The organism is Bacillus sp. PK3-067 (assembly GCF_056738645.1).
Window position 1 is genome coordinate 1,030,542 of the sequence record NZ_CP096490.1, and the last position, 21,419, is coordinate 1,051,960.

Annotated in this window: 19 protein-coding genes and 1 riboswitch; of the genes, 16 read left to right on the forward strand and 3 right to left on the reverse strand. The window is 34.1% G+C overall.

Annotated features, from left to right (window positions below):
• Positions 1 to 124: 124 nt before the first annotated feature.
• Together M1D73_RS05390 and M1D73_RS05395 are read right to left on the reverse strand one after the other, a co-directional pair.
• Positions 125 to 487, reverse strand: a complete 363-nt coding sequence (locus M1D73_RS05390; protein WP_000030300.1) for a YtxH domain-containing protein — start codon at positions 485 to 487, stop codon at positions 125 to 127.
• Positions 488 to 665: 178 nt separating this feature from the next.
• Positions 666 to 1,100 (reverse strand): HIT family protein, encoded by a 435-nt coding sequence (locus tag M1D73_RS05395; protein ID WP_001016835.1) that lies wholly within the window; start codon positions 1,098 to 1,100, stop codon positions 666 to 668.
• Between the two features lie 562 nt (positions 1,101 to 1,662).
• Between M1D73_RS05395 and ecsA the strand changes: the two genes are divergently transcribed.
• From ecsA to ecsC, 3 genes are read left to right on the forward strand one after another with little or no spacing between them, the layout of a single operon-like run.
• Positions 1,663 to 2,406, forward strand: coding sequence for an ABC transporter ATP-binding protein EcsA (gene ecsA / locus M1D73_RS05400; protein ID WP_001292603.1), 744 nt, complete (start codon positions 1,663 to 1,665; stop codon positions 2,404 to 2,406).
• A complete protein-coding gene (gene ecsB / locus M1D73_RS05405) occupies positions 2,399 to 3,610 on the forward strand; it encodes an ABC transporter permease EcsB (RefSeq protein ID WP_086692731.1) in 1,212 nt (403 codons plus the stop codon). The genes ecsA and ecsB overlap by 8 nt, the downstream gene beginning before the upstream one ends.
• Positions 3,611 to 3,623: 13 nt before the next feature.
• Complete coding sequence (ecsC, locus tag M1D73_RS05410; protein ID WP_000634142.1) at positions 3,624 to 4,331, forward strand: ecs operon protein EcsC; 708 nt, start codon at positions 3,624 to 3,626, stop codon at positions 4,329 to 4,331.
• A 40-nt stretch (positions 4,332 to 4,371) separates the two neighbouring features.
• Here the strand turns inward: ecsC and M1D73_RS05415 are convergent, their stop codons facing one another.
• Positions 4,372 to 4,515: a YjcZ family sporulation protein gene (locus M1D73_RS05415; RefSeq protein ID WP_000522758.1), complete on the reverse strand. Its 144-nt coding sequence runs from the start codon at positions 4,513 to 4,515 to the stop codon at positions 4,372 to 4,374.
• Between the two features lie 155 nt (positions 4,516 to 4,670).
• Between M1D73_RS05415 and M1D73_RS05420 the strand changes: the two genes are divergently transcribed.
• The 13 genes from M1D73_RS05420 (at position 4,671) to M1D73_RS05480 (ending at position 21,350) form a co-directional block, all read left to right on the forward strand.
• On the forward strand, positions 4,671 to 5,252 hold the full coding sequence (locus tag M1D73_RS05420; RefSeq protein ID WP_121868502.1) for a TetR/AcrR family transcriptional regulator: 582 nt from the start codon (positions 4,671 to 4,673) through the stop codon (positions 5,250 to 5,252).
• 2 nt (positions 5,253 to 5,254) lie between these two features.
• Positions 5,255 to 5,422, forward strand: coding sequence for a hypothetical protein (locus M1D73_RS05425; RefSeq protein ID WP_000783813.1), 168 nt, complete (start codon positions 5,255 to 5,257; stop codon positions 5,420 to 5,422).
• Between the two features lie 79 nt (positions 5,423 to 5,501).
• On the forward strand, positions 5,502 to 5,978 hold the full coding sequence (locus tag M1D73_RS05430; protein ID WP_000371345.1) for a PH domain-containing protein: 477 nt from the start codon (positions 5,502 to 5,504) through the stop codon (positions 5,976 to 5,978).
• A complete protein-coding gene (locus M1D73_RS05435) occupies positions 5,971 to 7,410 on the forward strand; it encodes a PH domain-containing protein (protein WP_103621852.1) in 1,440 nt (479 codons plus the stop codon). Before M1D73_RS05430 ends, M1D73_RS05435 begins: the two co-directional genes overlap by 8 nt.
• An 86-nt stretch (positions 7,411 to 7,496) precedes the next feature.
• Positions 7,497 to 7,940, forward strand: a complete 444-nt coding sequence (locus M1D73_RS05440; protein WP_080350299.1) for a hypothetical protein — start codon at positions 7,497 to 7,499, stop codon at positions 7,938 to 7,940.
• Complete coding sequence (locus M1D73_RS05445) at positions 7,937 to 8,203, forward strand: CPCC family cysteine-rich protein (RefSeq protein ID WP_000877835.1); 267 nt, start codon at positions 7,937 to 7,939, stop codon at positions 8,201 to 8,203. The genes M1D73_RS05440 and M1D73_RS05445 overlap by 4 nt, the downstream gene beginning before the upstream one ends.
• 338 nt (positions 8,204 to 8,541) lie before the next feature.
• A complete protein-coding gene (locus M1D73_RS05450; RefSeq protein WP_121868503.1) occupies positions 8,542 to 9,078 on the forward strand; it encodes a TetR/AcrR family transcriptional regulator in 537 nt (178 codons plus the stop codon).
• 172 nt (positions 9,079 to 9,250) lie between these two features.
• Positions 9,251 to 9,343, forward strand: a riboswitch (cyclic di-GMP riboswitch).
• A gap of 59 nt (positions 9,344 to 9,402) precedes the next feature.
• A complete protein-coding gene (locus M1D73_RS05455) occupies positions 9,403 to 16,245 on the forward strand; it encodes a SpaA isopeptide-forming pilin-related protein (RefSeq protein ID WP_481157998.1) in 6,843 nt (2,280 codons plus the stop codon).
• A 478-nt stretch (positions 16,246 to 16,723) separates the two neighbouring features.
• Positions 16,724 to 17,461, forward strand: coding sequence for a 2OG-Fe dioxygenase family protein (locus M1D73_RS05460; RefSeq protein ID WP_000144813.1), 738 nt, complete (start codon positions 16,724 to 16,726; stop codon positions 17,459 to 17,461).
• A complete protein-coding gene (locus M1D73_RS05465) occupies positions 17,458 to 18,204 on the forward strand; it encodes an SDR family NAD(P)-dependent oxidoreductase (RefSeq protein ID WP_001208947.1) in 747 nt (248 codons plus the stop codon). The genes M1D73_RS05460 and M1D73_RS05465 overlap by 4 nt, the downstream gene beginning before the upstream one ends.
• 89 nt (positions 18,205 to 18,293) lie before the next feature.
• Entirely contained in the window at positions 18,294 to 19,235 is a 942-nt protein-coding gene (locus M1D73_RS05470; RefSeq protein WP_000939625.1) for a DMT family transporter, read from the forward strand.
• Between the two features lie 230 nt (positions 19,236 to 19,465).
• Positions 19,466 to 19,942 (forward strand): PH domain-containing protein, encoded by a 477-nt coding sequence (locus M1D73_RS05475; RefSeq protein ID WP_001182728.1) that lies wholly within the window; start codon positions 19,466 to 19,468, stop codon positions 19,940 to 19,942.
• On the forward strand, positions 19,935 to 21,350 hold the full coding sequence (locus tag M1D73_RS05480; RefSeq protein ID WP_000278133.1) for a PH domain-containing protein: 1,416 nt from the start codon (positions 19,935 to 19,937) through the stop codon (positions 21,348 to 21,350). The genes M1D73_RS05475 and M1D73_RS05480 overlap by 8 nt, the downstream gene beginning before the upstream one ends.
• The last annotated feature ends 69 nt before the right edge of the window (positions 21,351 to 21,419 follow it).

The following is a 21,419-nucleotide window of genomic DNA, read 5'->3' on the forward strand; positions in this document are numbered from 1 at the left end:
CATGTTAAGTGATAACATATATTGTAAATGCATAAAAACACGGCATATCTATACGACATGCCGTGTCAAGGTCAATTTATATAAAAAATATTTGTTATATGCAAAAAACTAAGCAGGAATTTGTTTACGCTTTTTCTGGAACAGCTTCTTGTAGTTTCTCAATTGACTTTTGGATGTCCAAAATTTCTTTCTCAATATGGCGCTTGTTTTGAGAAATATCTTGCTTCCAGTTAGAAAGTGTATCGTGCATATCGTCTTTTAATTCTTGGAACACTTCTTTACCTTCTGAAGCAGTTTCAACGATTTGACGTTTTAATAATTTCGTATCAGCTGTAATATCAGCTAAAGTCTTTTTAATATCATTTCCTTTTTCTTTTAACTTGCCGCGCATGTCTTTACCAGAAGAAGGAGTTGAGAAAAGAACAGCTAGTCCAGCAACTGCTCCGCCGCAAATAACACCTGTAATAAAGGATTTAGCTTTTGACATAAAAGGAGGCCTCCTTATTTTTTGTTCGTATTCATGATGGAAAAATATGCATATCTTTTTTATATGTGCTATGCACAAACAATCATCCCTGAGCATTTTAAGTAAAGAAACAAGCCATGCGGAATTTGATGACTTCAGGGAAGTGGCTTGTTATGTATTACGCCTTCTTATAGTGTCATTATTTCACACTATTTGCAATTGTACTTGCGATGTTTTGTAAATTTTCCATAGTGTATTCATTTTGGTGTGATTTCCAAACAGCACCGAAACCATCTTTTTCACCGTAGCGTGGAATTAAATGAAGGTGGAAGTGGAACACAGTTTGTCCAGCTTTTTCACCGTTATTGTTAAGTAGGTTAAAGCCAACTGGATTAAACTCTGCTTTAATCGCATTTGCGATTTTTGGAACGACAGAAAAAATATGTGATGCGATTTCTGGCGTTAACGCAAAAATGTCTTGTTTGTGAACTTTCGGAATAACAAGAGTATGTCCTTTTGTTACTTGACTAATATCTAAAAATGCAAGCACATGTTCATCTTCGTATACTTTTGAGCAAGGGATTTGCCCGTCAATGATTTTACAAAAAATACAATTGTCTGCTGTATGATTCATTGATCTCATCCTTTCAAATATCCTTAGCCGTATTTTACCATAATTACATAAGAGAACAAACACGAAAAACAGGAAGCTGACTCAGCTTCCTGTTTTCTAAAGAGGGATTGAAAAAGCATTATCGTAATTTACGTTTCGCAGACACCTCATTTATTTAAGAAATGCACGGTAAATCGGCTAAAGTTTCTGCCGTAGACACCCCATTTTCAAGTGAAATGAATTGCAATCTTTTTTAAAATGAAATTGTTTATTTTTTAAAACAGTATATGCTCTTTCAGAGACACCCCGTTTCGAAAATGAAACAAATGATCTGGTTATGTGTAAATTTCATTGTCCAACTTGGACACCCCATTTCATGATGACTTCACTATGTTGTTGTACTCATCAATTGGTGGTTGCTTTTTCAATGTGTTCCTTCTTCAATAATTATGATGTCCGCTTTCGGGAAATTATATGCTAATAAATTTAAAAATTTTTTTTGAGTACATGGATACTATGTAGTACAGCATAATTTTTGGTAAGATGAATATAGAATGAATACTAATGAAGAAAGTGGTGTCGTATGAGCGAGTTATTGCGTGTAGAAAATGTTACAGGAGGATATACGAAACGACCTGTATTAAAAGACGTTTCGTTCTCTGTTAATAAAGGCGAACTTGTCGGCTTAATCGGTTTAAATGGAGCTGGTAAAAGTACGACGATTAAACATATTATCGGTTTAATGGAACCGAAAAAAGGAACTGTCACAATTAATGGGAAAACAATTCGTGATGATATGACAGCGTACCGTTCTAGCTTTTCATTTATTCCGGAAACGCCGGTATTATATGATGAATTAACGTTAGAAGAGCATTTGAAATTAACAGCTATGGCGTATGGCGTGGATGAAAAACAATATGAAGAACGTGTAGGACAACTACTACAAGAGTTTCGTATGAAAAATCGTTTAAAATGGTTTCCATCTCATTTCTCAAAAGGGATGAAACAAAAAGTAATGATTATGAGCGCATTTTTAGTGGAGCCATCTCTTTACATAGTAGATGAACCTTTCGTTGGATTAGACCCGTTAGCGATTCAATCCCTTCTTCAAATGATGGACCAAATGAAAAAGAGTGGTGCCGGTATTTTAATGAGCACACATATTTTAGCGACGGCAGAGCGTTACTGTGATTCGTTCATTATTTTGCATCAAGGTGAAGTAAGAGCGAAGGGAACTCTATCTGAACTGCAATCACAGTTTAATATGCCAGGTGCAACGTTAGATGATATTTACATTGCATTAACGAAGGAAGAAGATTATGAATAGCACAGCGTTATGGAAAGAACGATTTCGTCAATTTCTAAAAGAAGTTCGTACATATAGTAAATACGTATTTAATGATCATTTGAAATTTATTTTCGTGTTCATCATCGGTGCGGGAGCGTATTATTACCAGCAATGGTTACAAACGTTAACATCTTCGTTTCCAACTGCGCTCGTAATGGCAGTATTAATTGGACTCGTGTTAACGGCTGGATCCATTCAAACGTTATTAAAAGAAGCGGATCTCGTTTACTTACTGCCAGTTGAAGAAAAGTTAAAACCTTACTTCACAAAGGCATTTCTTTTTACATTTATGATTCAGTTATACATAATCGCAATTGTAGCAGCTGCGCTTGCCCCGTTATACTTCCAACAAATGAAGCAAACAGGTGCTGGCTACATATGGATCGTACTCGCATTCGTCATTGTAAAAGCGTGGAATTTATTTATAGCGTGGGAAAAGTCATTTTTAACAGATCAAAATATACAAAGGGCTGATTGGTTTATTCGTTTTATCCTAAACGGTTTATTTGTATATTTCCTTGTAGAACGTACTTCAGTTCTTTTCATTGGTGGAATCGTCCTTCTCATGGTGTTATACCTTGCTATCATGCATCAAATGGTCAAAGGAAAGCCACTAAACTGGGAGTATTTAATTTCCGAAGAAGGTAAGAAGATGATGCTGCTGTACCGCATTGCGAATATGTTCGTTGATGTACCAGCATTAAAAGAAAGAGTAGCCCGCAGAAAATGGCTAGATTTCATTCTGTCGATGATAGGCGAAAAGCGTACATATTTATACTTATATACGAGAACGTTCTTAAGATCTGGTAATTATTTTGGCTTATATGTGCGCCTGCTCGCTCTAGGCGGAGTTATTCTTTACTTCATTCCGTTTTTATATGGACGATTTATCGTAAGCCTTATCTTCCTATACTTAATCGGTTATCAGCTATTAACTTTATGGAAACATCACCGCATGAAAATTTGGCTTGATTTGTACCCAGTAGGCGGAGAAGAGAAGAAGAAAGATTTTCTTACTTTATTAAATGCAATTCTTATTACAGGTAGCGTTATATTTACAATTATATTTGCACTAGCAACGAAAGATTTCATGATGACAGGAATTTTACTTATCGTAAGCATATTATTTAGTATCGGTTTCGTTTACCAATACGGGGCGAAGCGCATTGAGCGTTTAAATTGAAAGGAATGAACCTATGATTACATACGAAGAGAAGGTTATAAAAGAATTGGAGCAGTGGAAAGCTACATTCATGAAAGATTCTTCTATGATGACACGGTTCTCCAAAAAAGTGCAGACGAAGGTGCAACAGCTCATTCCGGCGAAAGTACAAAAGGTACTAACAGAGACGATTCGTATGATGGTGCAAACGATTAGCGCCGGGTCAAACTTTATAAAGCCGAAGCTAAAAGAGACGACATGGTCACTGCAAAGACGTGACGATGAAGTTCGTAAAAAAATGGATGAGTACAAAAAAATAGCAGCGGCAGAAGGAGCAGGGACTGGAGCTGGTGGTATTCTCCTCGGTCTTGCTGACTTTCCGCTTTTACTTACAATTAAAATTAAATTTTTATTCGATGCAGCGACATTGTACGGATTTGATACGAGTAAACAAGAAGAGCGTCTTTTTATCCTTCATGTTTTCCAACTTGCCTTTTCAAGTGACGATCACAGAAAAGAAATATGGAAAGCAATCGAAACGTGGGATACAGAAAAAGAAAATCATATGGACTGGGAAAAGTTCCAAACAGAATACCGAGACTATATCGATTTAGCAAAAATGCTTCAGCTCGTCCCGGTAATCGGCGCCCCGGTCGGCGCATATGCGAACTATCAATTACTGCAAAGGCTTGGAGAAGTGACGATGAATTGTTATCGTATGCGATTGCTGAATAGAGATTAAAAACAAGGCGTCCTACATATGTAATGTAGGACGCCTTTTCTTAGAAGCTAAGTCCGATATAGCTAATTCCAGCTATAATCAATACGATAAAAAGTACAATGATTAATGAAAATCCGCTCTTACCAGCTTGTCCCGCTTCACCGCCGCCATTACCACCACTACCGCCATTACCACCAAGTCCCATATGATATCCTCCTTATTGTTATATGTTGCTTTTACTTTATAACTTTCTGTATTTTCCAATAAATACCTTCTGTAGTGCTAACTAAATTGAAAATCATTTCGTTTTGTTTTATAATTTACTTACCGACCGGTAAGTAAAAATAAGTGAGGTACAGTATGACGAAGAATTTACAAACATCGCAGAACATTGTAGAGGCATCATTTAAACTTATGGCAGAACACGGCATTGAGAAGATGAGTCTTTCCATGATTGCGAAAGAGGTAGGTATTTCAAAACCGGCTATTTACTATCATTTTTCTTCTAAAGAAGCGTTAGTTGATTTTTTATTTGAAGAGATTTTTTCTGATTATCATTTTACAAAGTACTTTAATGAAGAGCAGTATACGAAAGAAAACTTTGCAGAAAAGCTAATCGCAGATGGTTTACATATGCTCTCTGAGTATGAAGGACAAGAAGGAATACTACGCGTTATCAATGAATTTATCGTAACTGCATCACGAAATGAAAAGTATCAGAAACGTTTATTTGAAATACAAGAGGATTTTTTGCATGGTTTCCACGATTTATTGAAGAAAGGCGCGAGACTGGGCGTTGTGTCACAACATGAAACGGAAGAAAATGCTCATACGCTAGCGCTCGTGATCGATAATATGAGCAACTATATGCTCATGGGATTCCAGTTAAAGTATAAAGAAATTTGGATTCGAAATGTGAAAAACGTAATGAAGGAGGAGTAAAAATGAAAATGCAAAAAAACTGGTGGCTCGGTTTTCTTGGATTTATTGGGGTTTATAAAATACCAGGTATGATTGAAGCTTTTCAAGCGGATGGAAATTGGATGAAGTTAATCGGTTTCATTTGGCTACTTTGGTTCGGATATTTTATTCCTGAGAAGAAAGAAGATTAAATTCCAATTTTCTGTAAAGTTACGTAAAATATAGATTGAGAGTATTCATATATTAGATTACTAGATTTGGAGTGGTTACATGGATCCATTGAAAAATGAAATTCACCCTGACATGGTCAAGGTGTGGAAAGCGCGTTCTTTAATTGAGCTAGGAATCAGTATTATAGTCATTTTTGCATATCTTTTCTTTATGATTAAGTTTAATTGGTGGGCTTGGATTTTCTATGTGCTCATCGGATTAACAATCGTATATACACCGTTTGATTACTTTACGTTTCCGAAACTACGTCAACGTTATTACAGCTACCAACTAAATGAAGAAGAACTTGAAATTCAGCATGGCCTTTTCGTTGTTAAGCGCGTATTAGTGCCGATGATTCGTGTACAGCACGTAACGATTGAACAAGGGCCAATTATGAGAAAATACGGATTAGCAGAATTACACATTTCAACAGCAGCAACTTCCCATAGCATCCCAGGTTTAACGATGTATGAAGCTGAAATGTTGAAAACGAAAATCGCAGAATTAGCGAAAGTGAGTGATGAGGATGTATAAAAGGCAGCATCCAATCACGATGTTATTAGAGTTGAAAATAACAGACTTTATACCACTCATTATTTTCATGTTTAGCTTAAACGGAAAGTTCCCGTTTTGGTATTTAATTCCCGCTGCATTCGGTTTACTCACCGTCTTTTCAGCGTTTGAAAAATGGTATTACACAACATACTGGGTTGAAAATAACGTATTGCATGTGAAACAAGGTCTCTTTGTGAAAAAGGAGAGCTACTTAAATAAAGAACGTGTTCAAACGATTAATACAAGTTCTAACGTACTATATCAAATGCTCGGTTTGAAAAAAATTCAGATTGAAACAGCTGGCGGAGGCGATGAAGCAGAAGTTAGCTTAGCTGGAATTACGGTAGAAGAAGCGACAGAGCTTATCGCAATGTTAAATGAGTCGGCTTCAGAATTGAAAGTAGAAAAAACATTAGAAGAAGTAGAAGTAAAAGAAATCATTACAGAGGAAAAACAAGCGAGAGAATACAAATTAACGTGGAAAGAGATTTTAATAGCCTCTGTTACATCTGGTCAATTTGGATTATTATTCTCATTAATCTTTTTTGTGTATCACCAAGTAGATGAGTACATTCCGAAATGGATAGAGAATAGCGTAAAGTCGTATGTAATGGAACATGATATATATGGCTGGATTTTTATGATAGCCATTTTGCTCGTCCTTTCGTGGATTATATCGACAATTGGTTATGCGCTAAAACATGGAGATTTCACAGTGAATCGAAGAAATGACGAAGTCCGTATTTCGCAAGGATTACTGGAGAAAAAAGAACTCGTACTAAAATTGCACCGTATTCAAGGGATTACGATAAAAGAAGGTATTTTACGCCAACCGTTCGGTTATTGTGCTGTGCAAGTAGAAGTCATTCAAAGTAAGGGAACGGATGACGAAAAAGAAAAAGTTACACTGCATCCTATCATTCGAAAAGATCGAGTGCAACAGTTACTCGCGCATTTACAATTACCATACGAACTGAATGCAAATATTACTTCGTTACCAAAAGCAGCATTGCGCCGTTATCTCATTGATAGTTTCATCTTTTTCGCTATGCTCGCAATCCCGCTTACTGGAATAAGCATATACTTTGAAAAGTATTACATCATGTGGGCATTATTACCGCTCGCAATCCTTATCTTTACACTTGGATACGCAACATTTAAAACAAATGGTTACAGTGTTAACGGAGAACAAATTACACTTGTCTATCGTAGCGTCGGAAAATATACAGGACTTATTAGAAGAAGACACGTCCAATCAATGGAGAAGACACAATCATATTTCCAGCGCCGTGCGGATTTATGTACGTATAAGTTTTCGAGTGCATCATCTAGTTACAAAATAGAGCATACGAGAGTAGAAGATGCGGAGAGAATGCAGGATTGGTATAAGAAGAAGTTAAGTGAGAATTAAGTGGAACGGCTCGTCTTTCGCGGAAGACGGGCTATTTTTTTATGCGAAAATAATGAATAATATATGTAAAGAAAAAAGCGAGGTGAATGAGAGTGAGCAAATTTTTAATACCGTATTCATTTTCTATATTAAGTTTCTTTATTTCAGCAACAGCACTTGATTTATATGATAGGATGGGAAACAATAGTGAGCTGGTTTCGCCGAACATAATTGGAAAGATAATTCAATCTACTGCGCAAATGGGAGTCCTTACATTGTATTTCGGAGTACCTATTATTTTAGGTGGCTGTCTACTTGGTGAGCTATTGTTTAGAGGTATCATTTTACGATTTAAACTCAGCTATATTATATCTTTATTATTATATCTACTTTTAGCTTTTAGTATTGTTTCTGTAACGGTTGGGATTCCAACTACATATGAGGATTCTAATACTACTTTCATGGTAATAACTATGATTTGCGCTGTTACATTCTTTATGGGCCGGAATATATGGGAGAAAAAAGAAATGAATAATGGAGTAACAGAATGAAATATACATGTCCGTGCTGCGGGTATAGAACAATAGAAGAAGAACCACCAGGTACATATGAAATTTGTAATATATGTTACTGGGAAGATGATGAGGTACAGTTTAACGATCCTGACTTTGAAGGCGGTGCAAATGAAGTCTCGTTAAGACAAGCACAGAAAAATTTTATTGCATTTGGTGCTTGCGAGGAATGTTTTATTGGATTAGTTAGAAAACCGACTAGTGAAGATGTGAAGGATGCTAGTTGGCAGCGAATTTGTTAAGTAAAATGTTATTACTCAATTCAATGGGAGTAATAACATTTTTTATATAGTGCTGAAAGAATTACTGCCGTCTTATAAAGTAATAAGAAGGACTAAATTGGTAAATTTTATTAATGGATATATTTTCAACAAATACAAAAGTATAGATGTATAGTCAACTTTGTGTGTTTAATGTTATCATATTGAATGATATGGAAATTTTTAATAGAATAAGTAACTAAAAATTCAAAGGTAATGAAGCTTTTGTTGTATAAAGAAAATACTTAGTAGTAATCAACAATATTAAAAATAAGATTCGTATTTATATAAATTTAGTAGAAATGGGGTTTTAAAAAGGAATGAGTATAAGCATAACGCGGCAAAAGATTTTGGCGGCCGCTTCTCAAATTGTGCAATGTAAAGGGGTTGCTAAATTAACCTTAGAAGCAGTGGCAAAAGAGGCGGGTATAAGTAAAGGTGGGTTATTGTATCACTTTTCAAATAAAGAAGCTTTAATAGAAGGTATGATAGTCAGAGGGGTAGAGGATTATGAAGGGGCCATTTACAATAAAGTAGCGGAAGACTCAGAGAGGAAAGGGAGATGGGTTCGCTCTTTTGTAGAGGAAAGATTAAATAATGAGAGAAGAACAGAAGAGTTATCTAGTAGTATGATGGCAGCATTCATGTTAAAACCTGAATTACTTGAGCCATTACAACAATCATTTCAGCAACTGCAAAAGAATATAGAAAATGATGAGATAGATTCAGTTTGTGCAACAATTATTAGATTAGCAGCAGATGGATTATGGTATTCGGAATATTTAGGGGTTGGCAGACTAAGCCCCGAGTTAAGAGAAAAAGTGATTCAAGCTCTTATTAGTAATTCATATAAATAGAATATGCGAACTATATAATACGAAAATAATTCACCATTGCTTCTTTAATGTAGTGGTGAATTGTTTTTTTTATTAGAAAAATAGAACAATTTTATAGAGTATTGAATTATAACCGTCCAGACGGTATAGTAATATTTGGTTTAAGAGGAAAATGAAACAAAAAAAGAATAAAAGATATTTTTAGCACACTATTCGAAAGGATAGGCCGCAAAGCTTAGAGTCTACGGTAATACATATTGGTTACTAAGATCGTCTGGTTGCACATTTTTGATGCAACTGGACGGTCTTTTTTTGTTATATAAATATAAAAAATAGGAGGGAACTATGCAAATGAAAAGTACTAAAAGACATATTTCAATGGTTTCATTAGTTTTTCTAGTATTATTTTCAGTGCTGAATGTGTGGGCTCCAGTTATTCAAGCTGCTGTGATGAAAAGTCCAGTGGACGAAATTAATATTTCCCGTACTGATGGCACGACATCTGAACCGTATCAAGCCTCAGATGGTATGAAAGTAGAAGTGAAGTGGTCAGCTAAAGAAAAAATAAAAAGTGGAGATCAATTCACAATTGATATGCCAAAAGAGTTTCGAAAAGACCTTATGAATATGAGTTTTCCTTTAAAAGATGCTGAAGGAAAAACAGTTGGTACATGTGAGATGAAAAAGGGTCTATTAACGTGTACTATGGGTGATTACGTAGAAGGAAAGAATAACATTAAAGGTTCTTTATTCGTAGAATTCTACTTTGGTCTAGAAGCATATGATGGTGTTAAAGAAATTCCATTAGAATTTAACGTTGATGGTCAAATCGTCAATAAAGAAGTAAATGTAAGTAATACGACAGAGAGACCGAAGCCACAGCCCAATACAGATAATCTATTGAAATGGGGTTCTTATAATCAAGAAGATCCTTCGATTGCTGATTGGCTTGTATATGTAAATGCAACTGGAACAGAAATGCAAGATCTTAAATTAACAGATACATTAGGACCTGGGCATGAGTTAATTACAGACAGCGTAGTATTAGAAGAGGCTGTATTTGAAGATGGTTATGCACCAACAAATATTAAGCCAGCAGATTTATCTAACATTAAAATTAATGCAACAAAGGCTGGATTTACAATTGAGTTTCCAGACAGTTCAAAAGGTTATATTTTAAGATATAAAACAAAGATTACTAATCCTTCTGCAAAGCCTCATAAAAATACTGTGAAATTAGAAGGTAAAAATATTAAAACTGAAGAAAAAGTAGGACAAGTATTTGTAAGTGGTGGGGGAGGATCCGGTTCAGGTGACAATAATCCACCTAGTATTGAAAAAAATATAGTTGATGAGAATGGCAAGCTTGTAGAGAATGAGCAGCTAACACAAATGGATCAAGTGATTCAATACCAAGTTGGTACACATATACCGAACGATCCTCCTAAATACACATCAATGGTAATTCGTGATGATTTAGAAGATGTTTTAGAAGTATTAGAGGCAAAAGTGTATGATCAAAATGGCCAAGATATTACTTCTAAAGGGACGTTAAAGATAGATAAGCAAAGAAGTGAAGTAACATTTACGTTTGGTGAGAATTTTGACTATAAGTCATATGAAGACCAGAGAATCAATCTTAGTATCAAGGCGAAAATTAAAAATAATGCAGACTTATCTTCTTACGTAGATAAGAAGATTCCTAATAAAGCGGAATTACATTTTGATGATAAAACATTAACATCAAAAGAAGTAACTATTACGCCGCCTGAAGCTCCAAAAGACGGTACAGTATCGATTCATAAAATAGATTCTGAGGATCCGAACAAAGGGTTAAAAGGTGCCGAATTTGAAGTTCGAAATAGTGCAAATGAAGTTGTTGCAAAACTGAAAACGGACGAAAAAGGTTTTTCAGTACCTCAAACTTTAGCTCCTGGAACGTATAAAGTTTATGAAACAGTAGCACCAGAAGGATATCAAAAATTAAAAGAACCAGTAGAGGTTACACTTCAAGCTGGAGAAACAAAAACAATTGAAATTAAAAATACTATGCAAAAGGGTCAAATTGAAGTAAAGAAAATTGATTCGGAAAATGGTGAAAAACCATTAGCAAATGCAGAGTTTGATATAGTAAAAGACGGTGTAGTAGTCGAACATATTGTTACAGATAAAGATGGTAAGGCAATCTCTAAACCGTTAGCACCAGGGAAATATATTTTAAAAGAAACGAAAGCGCCTGAAGGCTACCAATTAAAAGAAGCAGAGTTCGAAGTAAATGTAACAGGGGACGGCATATTCCCAATACAAGTGGAAAATGCAATGGTAGACAAAGGTAATATAGAAATTACAAAAGTGGACAAAGAAAACGGAGCAGTATTAGCGGGTGTCGAATTTGAAGTCCAAGATGAGAAAGATGAAGTAGTAAGAAAAGTAGTAACAGATAAAGATGGAAAAGCAAACGTTTCAGATCTATCAGTAGGAAAGTACAAATTAGTAGAGGCGAAAAGCTTACCGGGTTATAAAAAGCTAACAGAACCAGTACCATTTGAAATAAAAAAAGGTATGACAAAAGCTTTAGCAATAAAAGTAGAAAATGAGCAGTTAGACAAAGGCTCAGTAGAAATTACAAAAATAGATAAAGATAGTCAAAAAGTATTAGAAGGCGTAGTCTTCGAAGTGCAAGATGAGCAAGGCAAAGTAGTAACAGAAGTAAAAACAGATAAAGATGGTAAAGCAAAAATCTCTGATTTATCAGTAGGGAATTACAAATTAGTAGAGACGAAAAGTTTACCAGGCTACAAAAAGCTAACAGATTCAGTATCATTCGAAATTACAAAAGGTATGACAACAGTCCTATCGTTGAAAGTAGAAAATGAACAGTTAGATAAAGGTTCAGTAGAAATTACAAAAATAGATAAAGACAGCAAAAAAGCATTAAAAGGCGTAGTCTTTGAAGTGCAAGATGAAGCTGGAACAGTAGTAAAGGAAGTAAAAACAGATAAAGATGGTAAAGCAAAAATCTCAGATCTATCAGTAGGAAAGTACAAATTAGTAGAGAAAGAAAGTTTACCAGGCTATAAGAAATTAACAGAGCCAGTATCGTTTGAAATTACAAAAGGTATGACCGAGATCTTATCATTAAAAATAGAAAATGAAATGGTAGATACGGGAAATATAGAGATAACAAAGATAGATAAAGATAATAAAGCACCGTTAGCGGGAGTAACATTCATCGTACAAGATGAAAAGGGTAAGGAAGTTACGAAAGTAACGACAGATAAAGAAGGAAAAGCAAATGTTTCAGATTTACCTGTAGGAAAGTATGAATTAGTAGAGGTAGAAAGTTTACCTGGTTATAAAAAGTTAGAAAAACCAGTATCATTTGAAATTAAAAAAGGCATGACTGAGGTTCTATCATTAAAAGTAGAAAATGAAATGGTGGATACAGGGAATGTAGAGATAACAAAAATAGATAAAGATAGTAAAGCTCCATTAGAAAATGTTGTATTTGAAGTACGTGATTCAAAAGGAAAAGTAGTTGCGAAAGTAAAAACGGATAAAGAAGGAAAAGCAAACGTTTCAGATTTATCTATTGGAAAGTATGAGTTGGTAGAAGTAGAAACACCGGCAGGATACAAACCACTAGAAAAGCCAATTTCATTCGAAATTGAAAAGGGTAGAGTAACAGCATTACAATTGACTGTAGAAAATGAATTAGTGGATACAGGAAATGTAGAAATTACAAAAGTAGATAAAGAAAATAAAGATGCTTTAGCTGATGCAGTCTTTGAAATTCAAGATGAAGCAGGACAAGTAGTCGCTAAAATAACGACAGATAAAAAAGGACAAGCACAAGTTACTAATTTATCAGTCGGCACATACAAGTTAGTAGAAGTAAAGGCACCAAAAGGGTATAAACAATTAGTAGATCCGATTACTTTCCAAATTGAAAAAGGCATGACAAAATCTCTTGCTTTAACAGTAGAAAACGAAATGTTAGACAAGGGAAATGTGGAAGTAACAAAAGTAGATAAAGATAGTCAAAAAGTATTAGAAGGCGTAGTCTTCGAAGTACAAGATGAGCAAGGAAAAGTAGTAACAGAAGTAAAAACAGATAAAAATGGTAAAGCAAAAATCTCAGACTTATCTGTAGGAAAGTACAAATTAGTAGAGAAAGAAAGCTTACCAGGTTACAAAAAGTTAACGGAACCAGTATCATTCGAAATTAAAAAAGGTATGACAAAAGTCTTATCATTGAAAGTAGAGAACGAACAGTTAGATAAAGGTTCAGTAGAAATTACAAAAGTGGACAAAGAAAGTGGCGCAGTATTAGCGGGCGTAACATTCGAAGTGCAAGATGAAAAAGGCAAAGTAGTAACAAAAGTAACGACAGATAAAGAAGGACAAGCAACAATTTCAGATTTACCAGTAGGAAAATATAAGCTAGTAGAGGTAGAAAGCTTACCAGGATATAAAAAACTAGCGAAACCAGTATCATTCGAAATCAAAAAAGGTATGACAGAAGTTTTATCACTAAAAGTAGAGAACGAATTAGTAGATAAAGGCTCAGTAGAAATTACAAAAGTGGACAAAGAAAGTGGCGCGTTATTAAAAGGCGTAACATTCGAAGTGCAAGATGAAAAAGGCAAAGTAGTAACGAAAGTAAAAACAGATAAAGAAGGAAAAGCGAAAATTTCAGATCTATCTGTAGGGAATTACAAACTAGTAGAAGTAGAAAGCTTACCAGGCTACAAAAAGCTAACAGAGCCAGTATCATTCGAAATTAAAAAAGGTATGATAGAAGTCTTATCATTAAAAGTAGAGAATGAACAGTTAGACAAAGGTTCAGTAGAAATCACAAAAGTAGATAAAGATAGTCAAAAAGCATTAGAAGGCGTAGTCTTCGAAGTACAAGACGACAAAGGAAAAGTAGTAACAGAAGTAAAAACAGATAAAAATGGTAAAGCAAAAATCTCAGACTTATCTGTAGGAAAGTACAAATTAGTAGAGACGAAGAGCTTACCAGGTTACAAAAAGTTAACGGAACCAGTATCATTCGAAATTACAAAAGGTATGACGAAAGTTTTATCATTGAAAGTAGAGAACGAACTGTTAGATAAAGGTTCAGTAGAAATTAAAAAAGTAGACAAAGAAAGTGGCGCAGTATTAGCGGGCGTAACATTCGAAGTGCAAGATGAAAAAGGCAAAGTAGTAACAAAAGTAACGACAGATAAAGAAGGACAAGCAACAATTTCAGATTTACCAGTAGGAAAATATAAGCTAGTAGAGGTAGAAAGCTTACCAGGATATAAAAAACTAGCGAAACCAGTATCATTCGAAATCAAAAAAGGTATGACAGAAGTTTTATCACTAAAAGTAGAGAATGAATTAGTAGATAAAGGCTCAGTAGAAATTACAAAAGTAGATAAAGATAGTCAAAAAGTATTAGAAGGCGTAGTCTTCGAAGTACAAGACGACAAAGGAAAAGTAGTAACAGAAGTAAAAACAGATAAAAATGGTAAAGCAAAAATCTCAGACTTATCTGTAGGAAAGTACAAATTAGTAGAGAAAGAAAGCTTACCAGGCTACAAAAAGCTAACAGAGCCAGTATCATTCGAAATTAAAAAAGGTATGATAGAAGTCTTATCATTAAAAGTAGAGAATGAACAGTTAGACAAAGGTTCAGTAGAAATCACAAAAGTAGATAAAGATAGTCAAAAAGTATTAGAAGGCGTAGTCTTCGAAGTACAAGACGACAAAGGAAAAGTAGTAACAGAAGTAAAAACAGATAAAAATGGTAAAGCAAAAATTTCAGACTTATCTGTAGGAAAGTACAAATTAGTAGAGAAAGAAAGCTTACCAGGCTACAAACAATTAACAGAACCAGTATCGTTTGAAATTACAAAAGGTATGACAGAAGTTCTATCATTAAACATAGAAAATGAAATGGTAGATACGGGAAATGTAGAAATTACAAAAATAGATAAAGATAATAAGGCACCGTTAGCAGGTGTAGTCTTTGAAGTACAAGACGACAAAGGCAAGGTAGTAACGAAAGTAACGACAGATAAAGCTGGAAAAGCAACAGTTTCAGATTTATCAGTAGGAAAGTACAAGCTAGTAGAAGTAGAGAGTTTACCAGGCTACAAAAAATTAGAAAAGCCTGTACCATTTGAAATTACAAAAGGTATGACAAAATCTTTAGCGTTCACTGTAGAAAATGAAATGGTAGATACGGGGAATGTAGAAATCACAAAAATAGATAAAAACAGTAAAACACCATTAGAAAATGTTGTATTTGAAGTACGTGACTCAAAAGGCAAAGTAGTTGCGAAAGTAACGACGGATAAAGAAGGAAAAGCAAACGTTTCAGATCTATCAGTAGGAAAATACAAATTAGTAGAGACGAAGAGCTTACCAGGTTACAAAAAGTTAACGGAACCAGTATCATTCGAAATTACAAAAGGTATGACAAAAGTCTTATCATTGAAAGTAGAGAACGAACAGTTAGACAAAGGTTCAGTGGAGATTACAAAAATGGCCGCTGAAAGCAAGGAAGTCTTATCAGGAGCTGTGTTTGAAGTTCATGATGAAAAGGGAAAAGTAGTAGTGAAAGTAACAACAGATAAAGATGGAAAGGCAAAAATCACAGATGTATCTGTAGGTAACTACACACTAGTAGAAGTAGAAGCACCAAAGGGATATGAAAAATTAACTAATCCAATTCCATTTGAAATTACAAATGGAATGATAAATGCAGTTCAATTAGAAGTATTAAACAAATTGAATCATTTAGCACCACCAGGTCCAGAAACACCAGATCCAGAAAAGCCTGGAACACCAGATCCAGAAAAACCTGGAACACCAGATCCAGAAAAACCTGGAACACCAGATCCAGAAAAACCTGGAACACCAGATCCAGAAAAACCTGGAACACCAGATCCAGAAAAGCCTGGAACACCGGATCCGGAGAAACCTGGAACACCGAATCCAGAAAAACCTGGAACACCAGATCTAGAAAAACCTGGAACACCAGATCCAGAAAAGCCAGGGACACCGAATCCAGAGAAACCTGAAAAAGAATTACCGAAGACAGGGCAGAAAATGCCTGTGGAACCATATATGGGAGCACTTCTTGTAATGATGAGTTTTGGATTACTCGTATTAGGTAGAAAACAGCAGAGATAATAAAGGTGAAAAGGTATCCTCAAAGTATTTGAGGATACCTTTTTTAGCATAAAAAAAAGCATCTAGCAAAAGTACTAGATGCAAATAAAAACACAAGGGAAGACAAAATTCTTCCCTTTTCCCGTATGTAATTATATCAAAAAATTTATAAAAAACTAGCTATATTTAAAATATAATTTTTAAAAAAGTTATATACATAAATAATTGCAATACGCGCAGTTTTATCTTTCTGAAAAATCCATTTCTTTAATTTTGAATATTAAGACTAATGTTGATAAATCTTCAGATAATTAGAAAAAATACCCAAAAGGATATATAATATTGCTTAATAAATAATTTTAATGAATTACATATATTTCATTTGGTGTATTAATTGAATATCATAATTTTAAATTTTATTAAGCAAGAATCTCGGTTACTTATTGCATTTCTAACATAGGGTGAGATAGAAAAATACAATAGTGTGGAGGTTTTTATAATGACGTTTGTTCTTAGTAAAATGAATGGGTTTAGCATAGAAGAAAAGGTACATGAATTTGAATCTAAAGGATTCCTTGAAATCTCAAATGAAATCTTTTTACAAGAGGAAGAGAATCATCGTTTATTAACACAAGCACAGTTAGATTATTATAATTTGGAAGATGATGCGTACGGTGAATGCCGTGCTAGATCTTATTCAAGGTATATAAAGTATGTTGATTCACCAGATTATATTTTAGATAATAGTAATGATTACTTCCAATCTAAAGAATATAACTATGACGATGGCGGGAAAGTTAGACAGTTCAATAGCATAAATGATAGCTTTTTATGCAATCCTTTAATTCAAAATATCGTGCGTTTCGATACTGAATTTGCATTTAAAACAAATATAATAGATACAAGTAAAGACTTAATTATAGGTTTACATCAAGTAAGATATAAAGCTACTAAAGAAAGACCATCTTTTAGTTCACCTATTTGGTTACATAAAGATGATGAACCAGTAGTATTTTTACACCTTATGAATTTAAGTAATACAGCTATTGGTGGAGATAATTTAATAGCTAATTCTCCTCGAGAAATTAATCAGTTTATAAGTTTGAAGGAGCCTTTAGAAACTTTAGTATTTGGACAAAAGGTCTTCCATGCCGTAACGCCACTTGGAACAGAATGTAGTACGGAGGCTTTTCGTGATATTTTATTAGTAACATTTTCTTATAAGGAGACAAAATGAGAGAGAATAAAATAATTATGATTTCTGGAGCCAATAGCGGTATAGGTCATGCTTGTATAAAATACTTTTTAGAAAAATCATTTTATGTAATAGCGCTTGATATTCATAATAATAATTTAATAGATTATATGAAAACAGATATGCCTTTGAAAGTAGTGCAAATTGATTTAAGTAATAGCGAAGCGATTCATAATCTTTTTACTCAATTAGATTTAGAAAAGCTTTCTCCTGATATATTAATAAATGCAGCTGGTATTCGAGAGATAACACCTGTTTTACATTTATCCGATGATATGTTTAAAAAAGTAATTGATGTAAATTTAGTAGCCCCATTTATCCTTTCTAGGGAAGTAGCTAAGCGATGGTGTGAATCGAAAATAAAAGGTTGTATTGTGAATATAGCATCGGTTTCTGGATTAATGGCTGAACCAGAGCGAGCTGCTTATGTTGCATCAAAGCATGCTTTAATCGGATTGACTAAACAGATGGCTATGGAATTTGGGAAGCAAAATATAAGGGTAAATAGCATTTCTCCCGGTGTTATTAGAACCGAACTTACAGAAGAATACTTTAGTAATAAAGCCTTGATGTCTATGATAAAAAGTAATCAATCTTTAGATACTTGGGGGTTGCCGCAGGATATTGTTTCATGTATTGAGTACTTGATTTCTGATCAGGCCCGCTTTATTACTGGTTCTAATTTTGTAATTGATGGTGGTTGGACTGCTGGGAAAAATTTATAATTGAGTGTTTTTGAGGAAAAGCACCTGTCCTTTTTTTAGGCTGGTGTTTTTCTCACTATAAACCGAGTTTTTATTGGAGGGGGATTAATTTGCTTCAAAAGAGTTTTAAGCAAGAGAAAACGGTACCGGCCTTAAAGATGATAGCATCAATGGTTATCTTTGGATCAGTTGGATTTTTTTCTGTTCAAACAAACTTACCTTCGTTTGAATTAGTGTTTGTAAGGTGTATTTTTGCGACAATATTTTTAAGTGTATGCTGGTTGCTTACAGGGCAATATAAACAAGATAAATGGGAACGAAAAGAAGTTATTCAAGTTTTAATATGTGGTTTTTTCTTAGTATTTAATTGGGTTTTCTTATTTAAAGCCTTTGAAAATATGTCAGTTACCATTGCTATCTCAGTTTATCATCTTGCACCAGTAATTGTACTGTTAATTGGAAGTATCGTCTTTAAAGAAAAATTAACATTCATATCTATCATTTCAATAATTGTGTGTTTTGCAGGAGCTTTATTAATTGCTGGTATTGATGGAAGCTTCTCTGTCGGCTCATTAATGTCTTCAGGTATGATATGGGGATTTCTTGCGGCTCTCTTTTATGCATTTACAACTTTATTTGGTAAAGGGATTAACAAAATGAGTGCGTATGCAATGACATTTTTACAAACATTCTTGGGGATATTTCTTTTAATACCATTTATAGATTTAGATGCTTTTAGTGGCCTCACTCAAAGTAATTGGACATATATTATAGCTACTGGTTTTATTCACACAGGGATAGTATATTATCTGTTTTTTGATAGTTTACGCTATTTATCTACAAAAACCATCTCAATATTAGTTTTTTTAGATCCGGCAGTGGCAATATTATTAGATACTGTACTTACTGGATTCCGTCCAACTTTAATGCAAATAACAGGAATTCTTTTTATTTTTATTGGCATGACTTTAACATTAAAAAAATCTAAAGATAAAAAACTAAGCCAAAAAGAAAAGCGAATTGAAAGCGATGCTAGTATATCTCAACAATAATGAAATATATTGTGTATAAAACGATAAACCTTGCATGAATCATGTAAGGTTTATTTTAGTTCAATATAATTCATATTTATAATACATAATTTTCAAAACTGAGGTATGTGTTTCTTTAATATGCTTTTGATTCAACTATTTTTATTTGACTATAAATTTACAAAAATGTATATAAAACCTTATTTTTTGATAATATATAAGTAATAAATTCATAGAATTGGAGTGATGAGATGCAGCCGTTAGAAAGGGAGATTCATTCTAATATGCTGAAAGTGTGGAGGATGCACGCTTTAATTGGGGCGGTAGTTATACTAACAGTCGTAATTGCGTATTTCTTTTTTATGATTAACTTTAACTGGTGGGGCTGGTTGTTCGGACTATTAGTAACAGGAGCTATTACATTTATTCCCCTTGATTATTTTGTGTTTCCAAATTTACGTCAACGCTATTATAGTTACAGATTAAATGAAGAAGAGATTGAGATTCAAAAGGGAATGTTTGTTGTAAAACGCGTACTTATTCCGATGATCCGTGTGCAGCACGTAACGATTGAGCAAGGGCCGATCATGAGAAAGTATAATTTAGCAGAATTACATATTTCAACAGCCGCAACTTCTCATAGTATTCCAGGTTTAACGAAAGAAGAAGCAGAACAGCTGAAAAGACAAATTGGAGAACTTGCGAAAGTGAGTGATAAGGATGTATAAGAGGCAACATCCGATTACGATATTGTTAGGTATTAGGATTGCGAGTTTGTTGCCACTTATTATTCTTGTTTTATTTAAACCTGATGAACAAGTGGAACCTTGGTATTTATTTTATCTTTTTCTTCTGGTTGTTTTATTCATCATGGCTATTTTTTCAGCAATTAAATGGTATTTTAAAGTTTACTGGATTGAGAATAATATTTTACATATAAAGCACGGTGTTTTTGTAAAGAAGGAAAGCTATTTAAATAAAGAGCGTGTACAAAATATTAGTACGTCTTCTAACATCATTTATCAAATGCTCGGACTTATGAAGTTAAATATAGAAGTAGCCGGTGGTGGTAATGAACCAGAAGTGATGTTGGCTGGTATTAAAGAAGACGAGGCAAAACATTTAATTTCTTTATTACATAAGAAAGAAACTACTGTAAAAGAAGAAATAGAAGAGGAAGAAAGCAAGACGGTTTATCAGTTAACAGCGAAAGAGGTTTTAGCCGCAGCGATTACATCTGGTCGGTTCGGACTAGTGTTCTCTGGGCTAGTACTTCTTTACACAAAGTTTGATTTTGTTCTTCCTGAAGGATTCACAAGTAAAGTAGAAGTGTATGTGATGGGAAACGGTGTTTATAAACTAATTGTAATTGCATTAATTTTAATGGCAATTTCGTGGATTATTTCCACGGCTGGATATGTGTTGAAATATGCAAACTTTAAAATTGAGCGAAAAGGGGAAGAGATTCGTATCGTTCAAGGATTATTTGAAAAGAAAGAGTTTGTCTTAAAATTGCACCGCATTCAAGCGATTACTGTAAAAGAAGGTATGCTTCGCCAGCCGTTTGGCTATTGTGCTGTTGAAGTGGAAGCAATTCAAAGTATTGGAGCAGCAAGTAACGAAGTAATGTTGCATCCATTTATGAAGAAAAAAGATGTACAGCACCTGATCACATATTTAGAGTTACCATATGAAATCGAAGCGGAGATCGTTCACTTACCAAAAACAGCGTTGCGTCGTTATTTCATTATGGGCTGGTTAATAAGTATCATACTCACAGTTCTAATTGCCAGCGTGAGTATATATTTTAAACAATATATTGCGTTGTTTGTTATTTTACCGTTATTTATCGTGTTTTCGTTACTTGCGTATGCTAGATATAAAAGTGGCGGTTATGAATTAAGAGAAAATCAACTAACGGTTGTATATCGTAATTTTTCGAAATATACAGGAATAATGCGAAGAAGACATGTTCAAGCAGTAGGTTATAATCAATCGTATTTTCAAAGAAAAGATGAATTATGTACAACTCTTGTAGCGGTAGCTGGGCGCGGTTATGAAGTAAAGCATATGAGAAAAAAAGATTCACTTCGTATATATAATTGGTACAAAGAAAAAGGAAACACCGGTGTGTAATGGTGTTTCCTTTTTGTCATTAAATTGATATCTTTAGTCGAATCGTTGATATATTTCAAGATATGATAG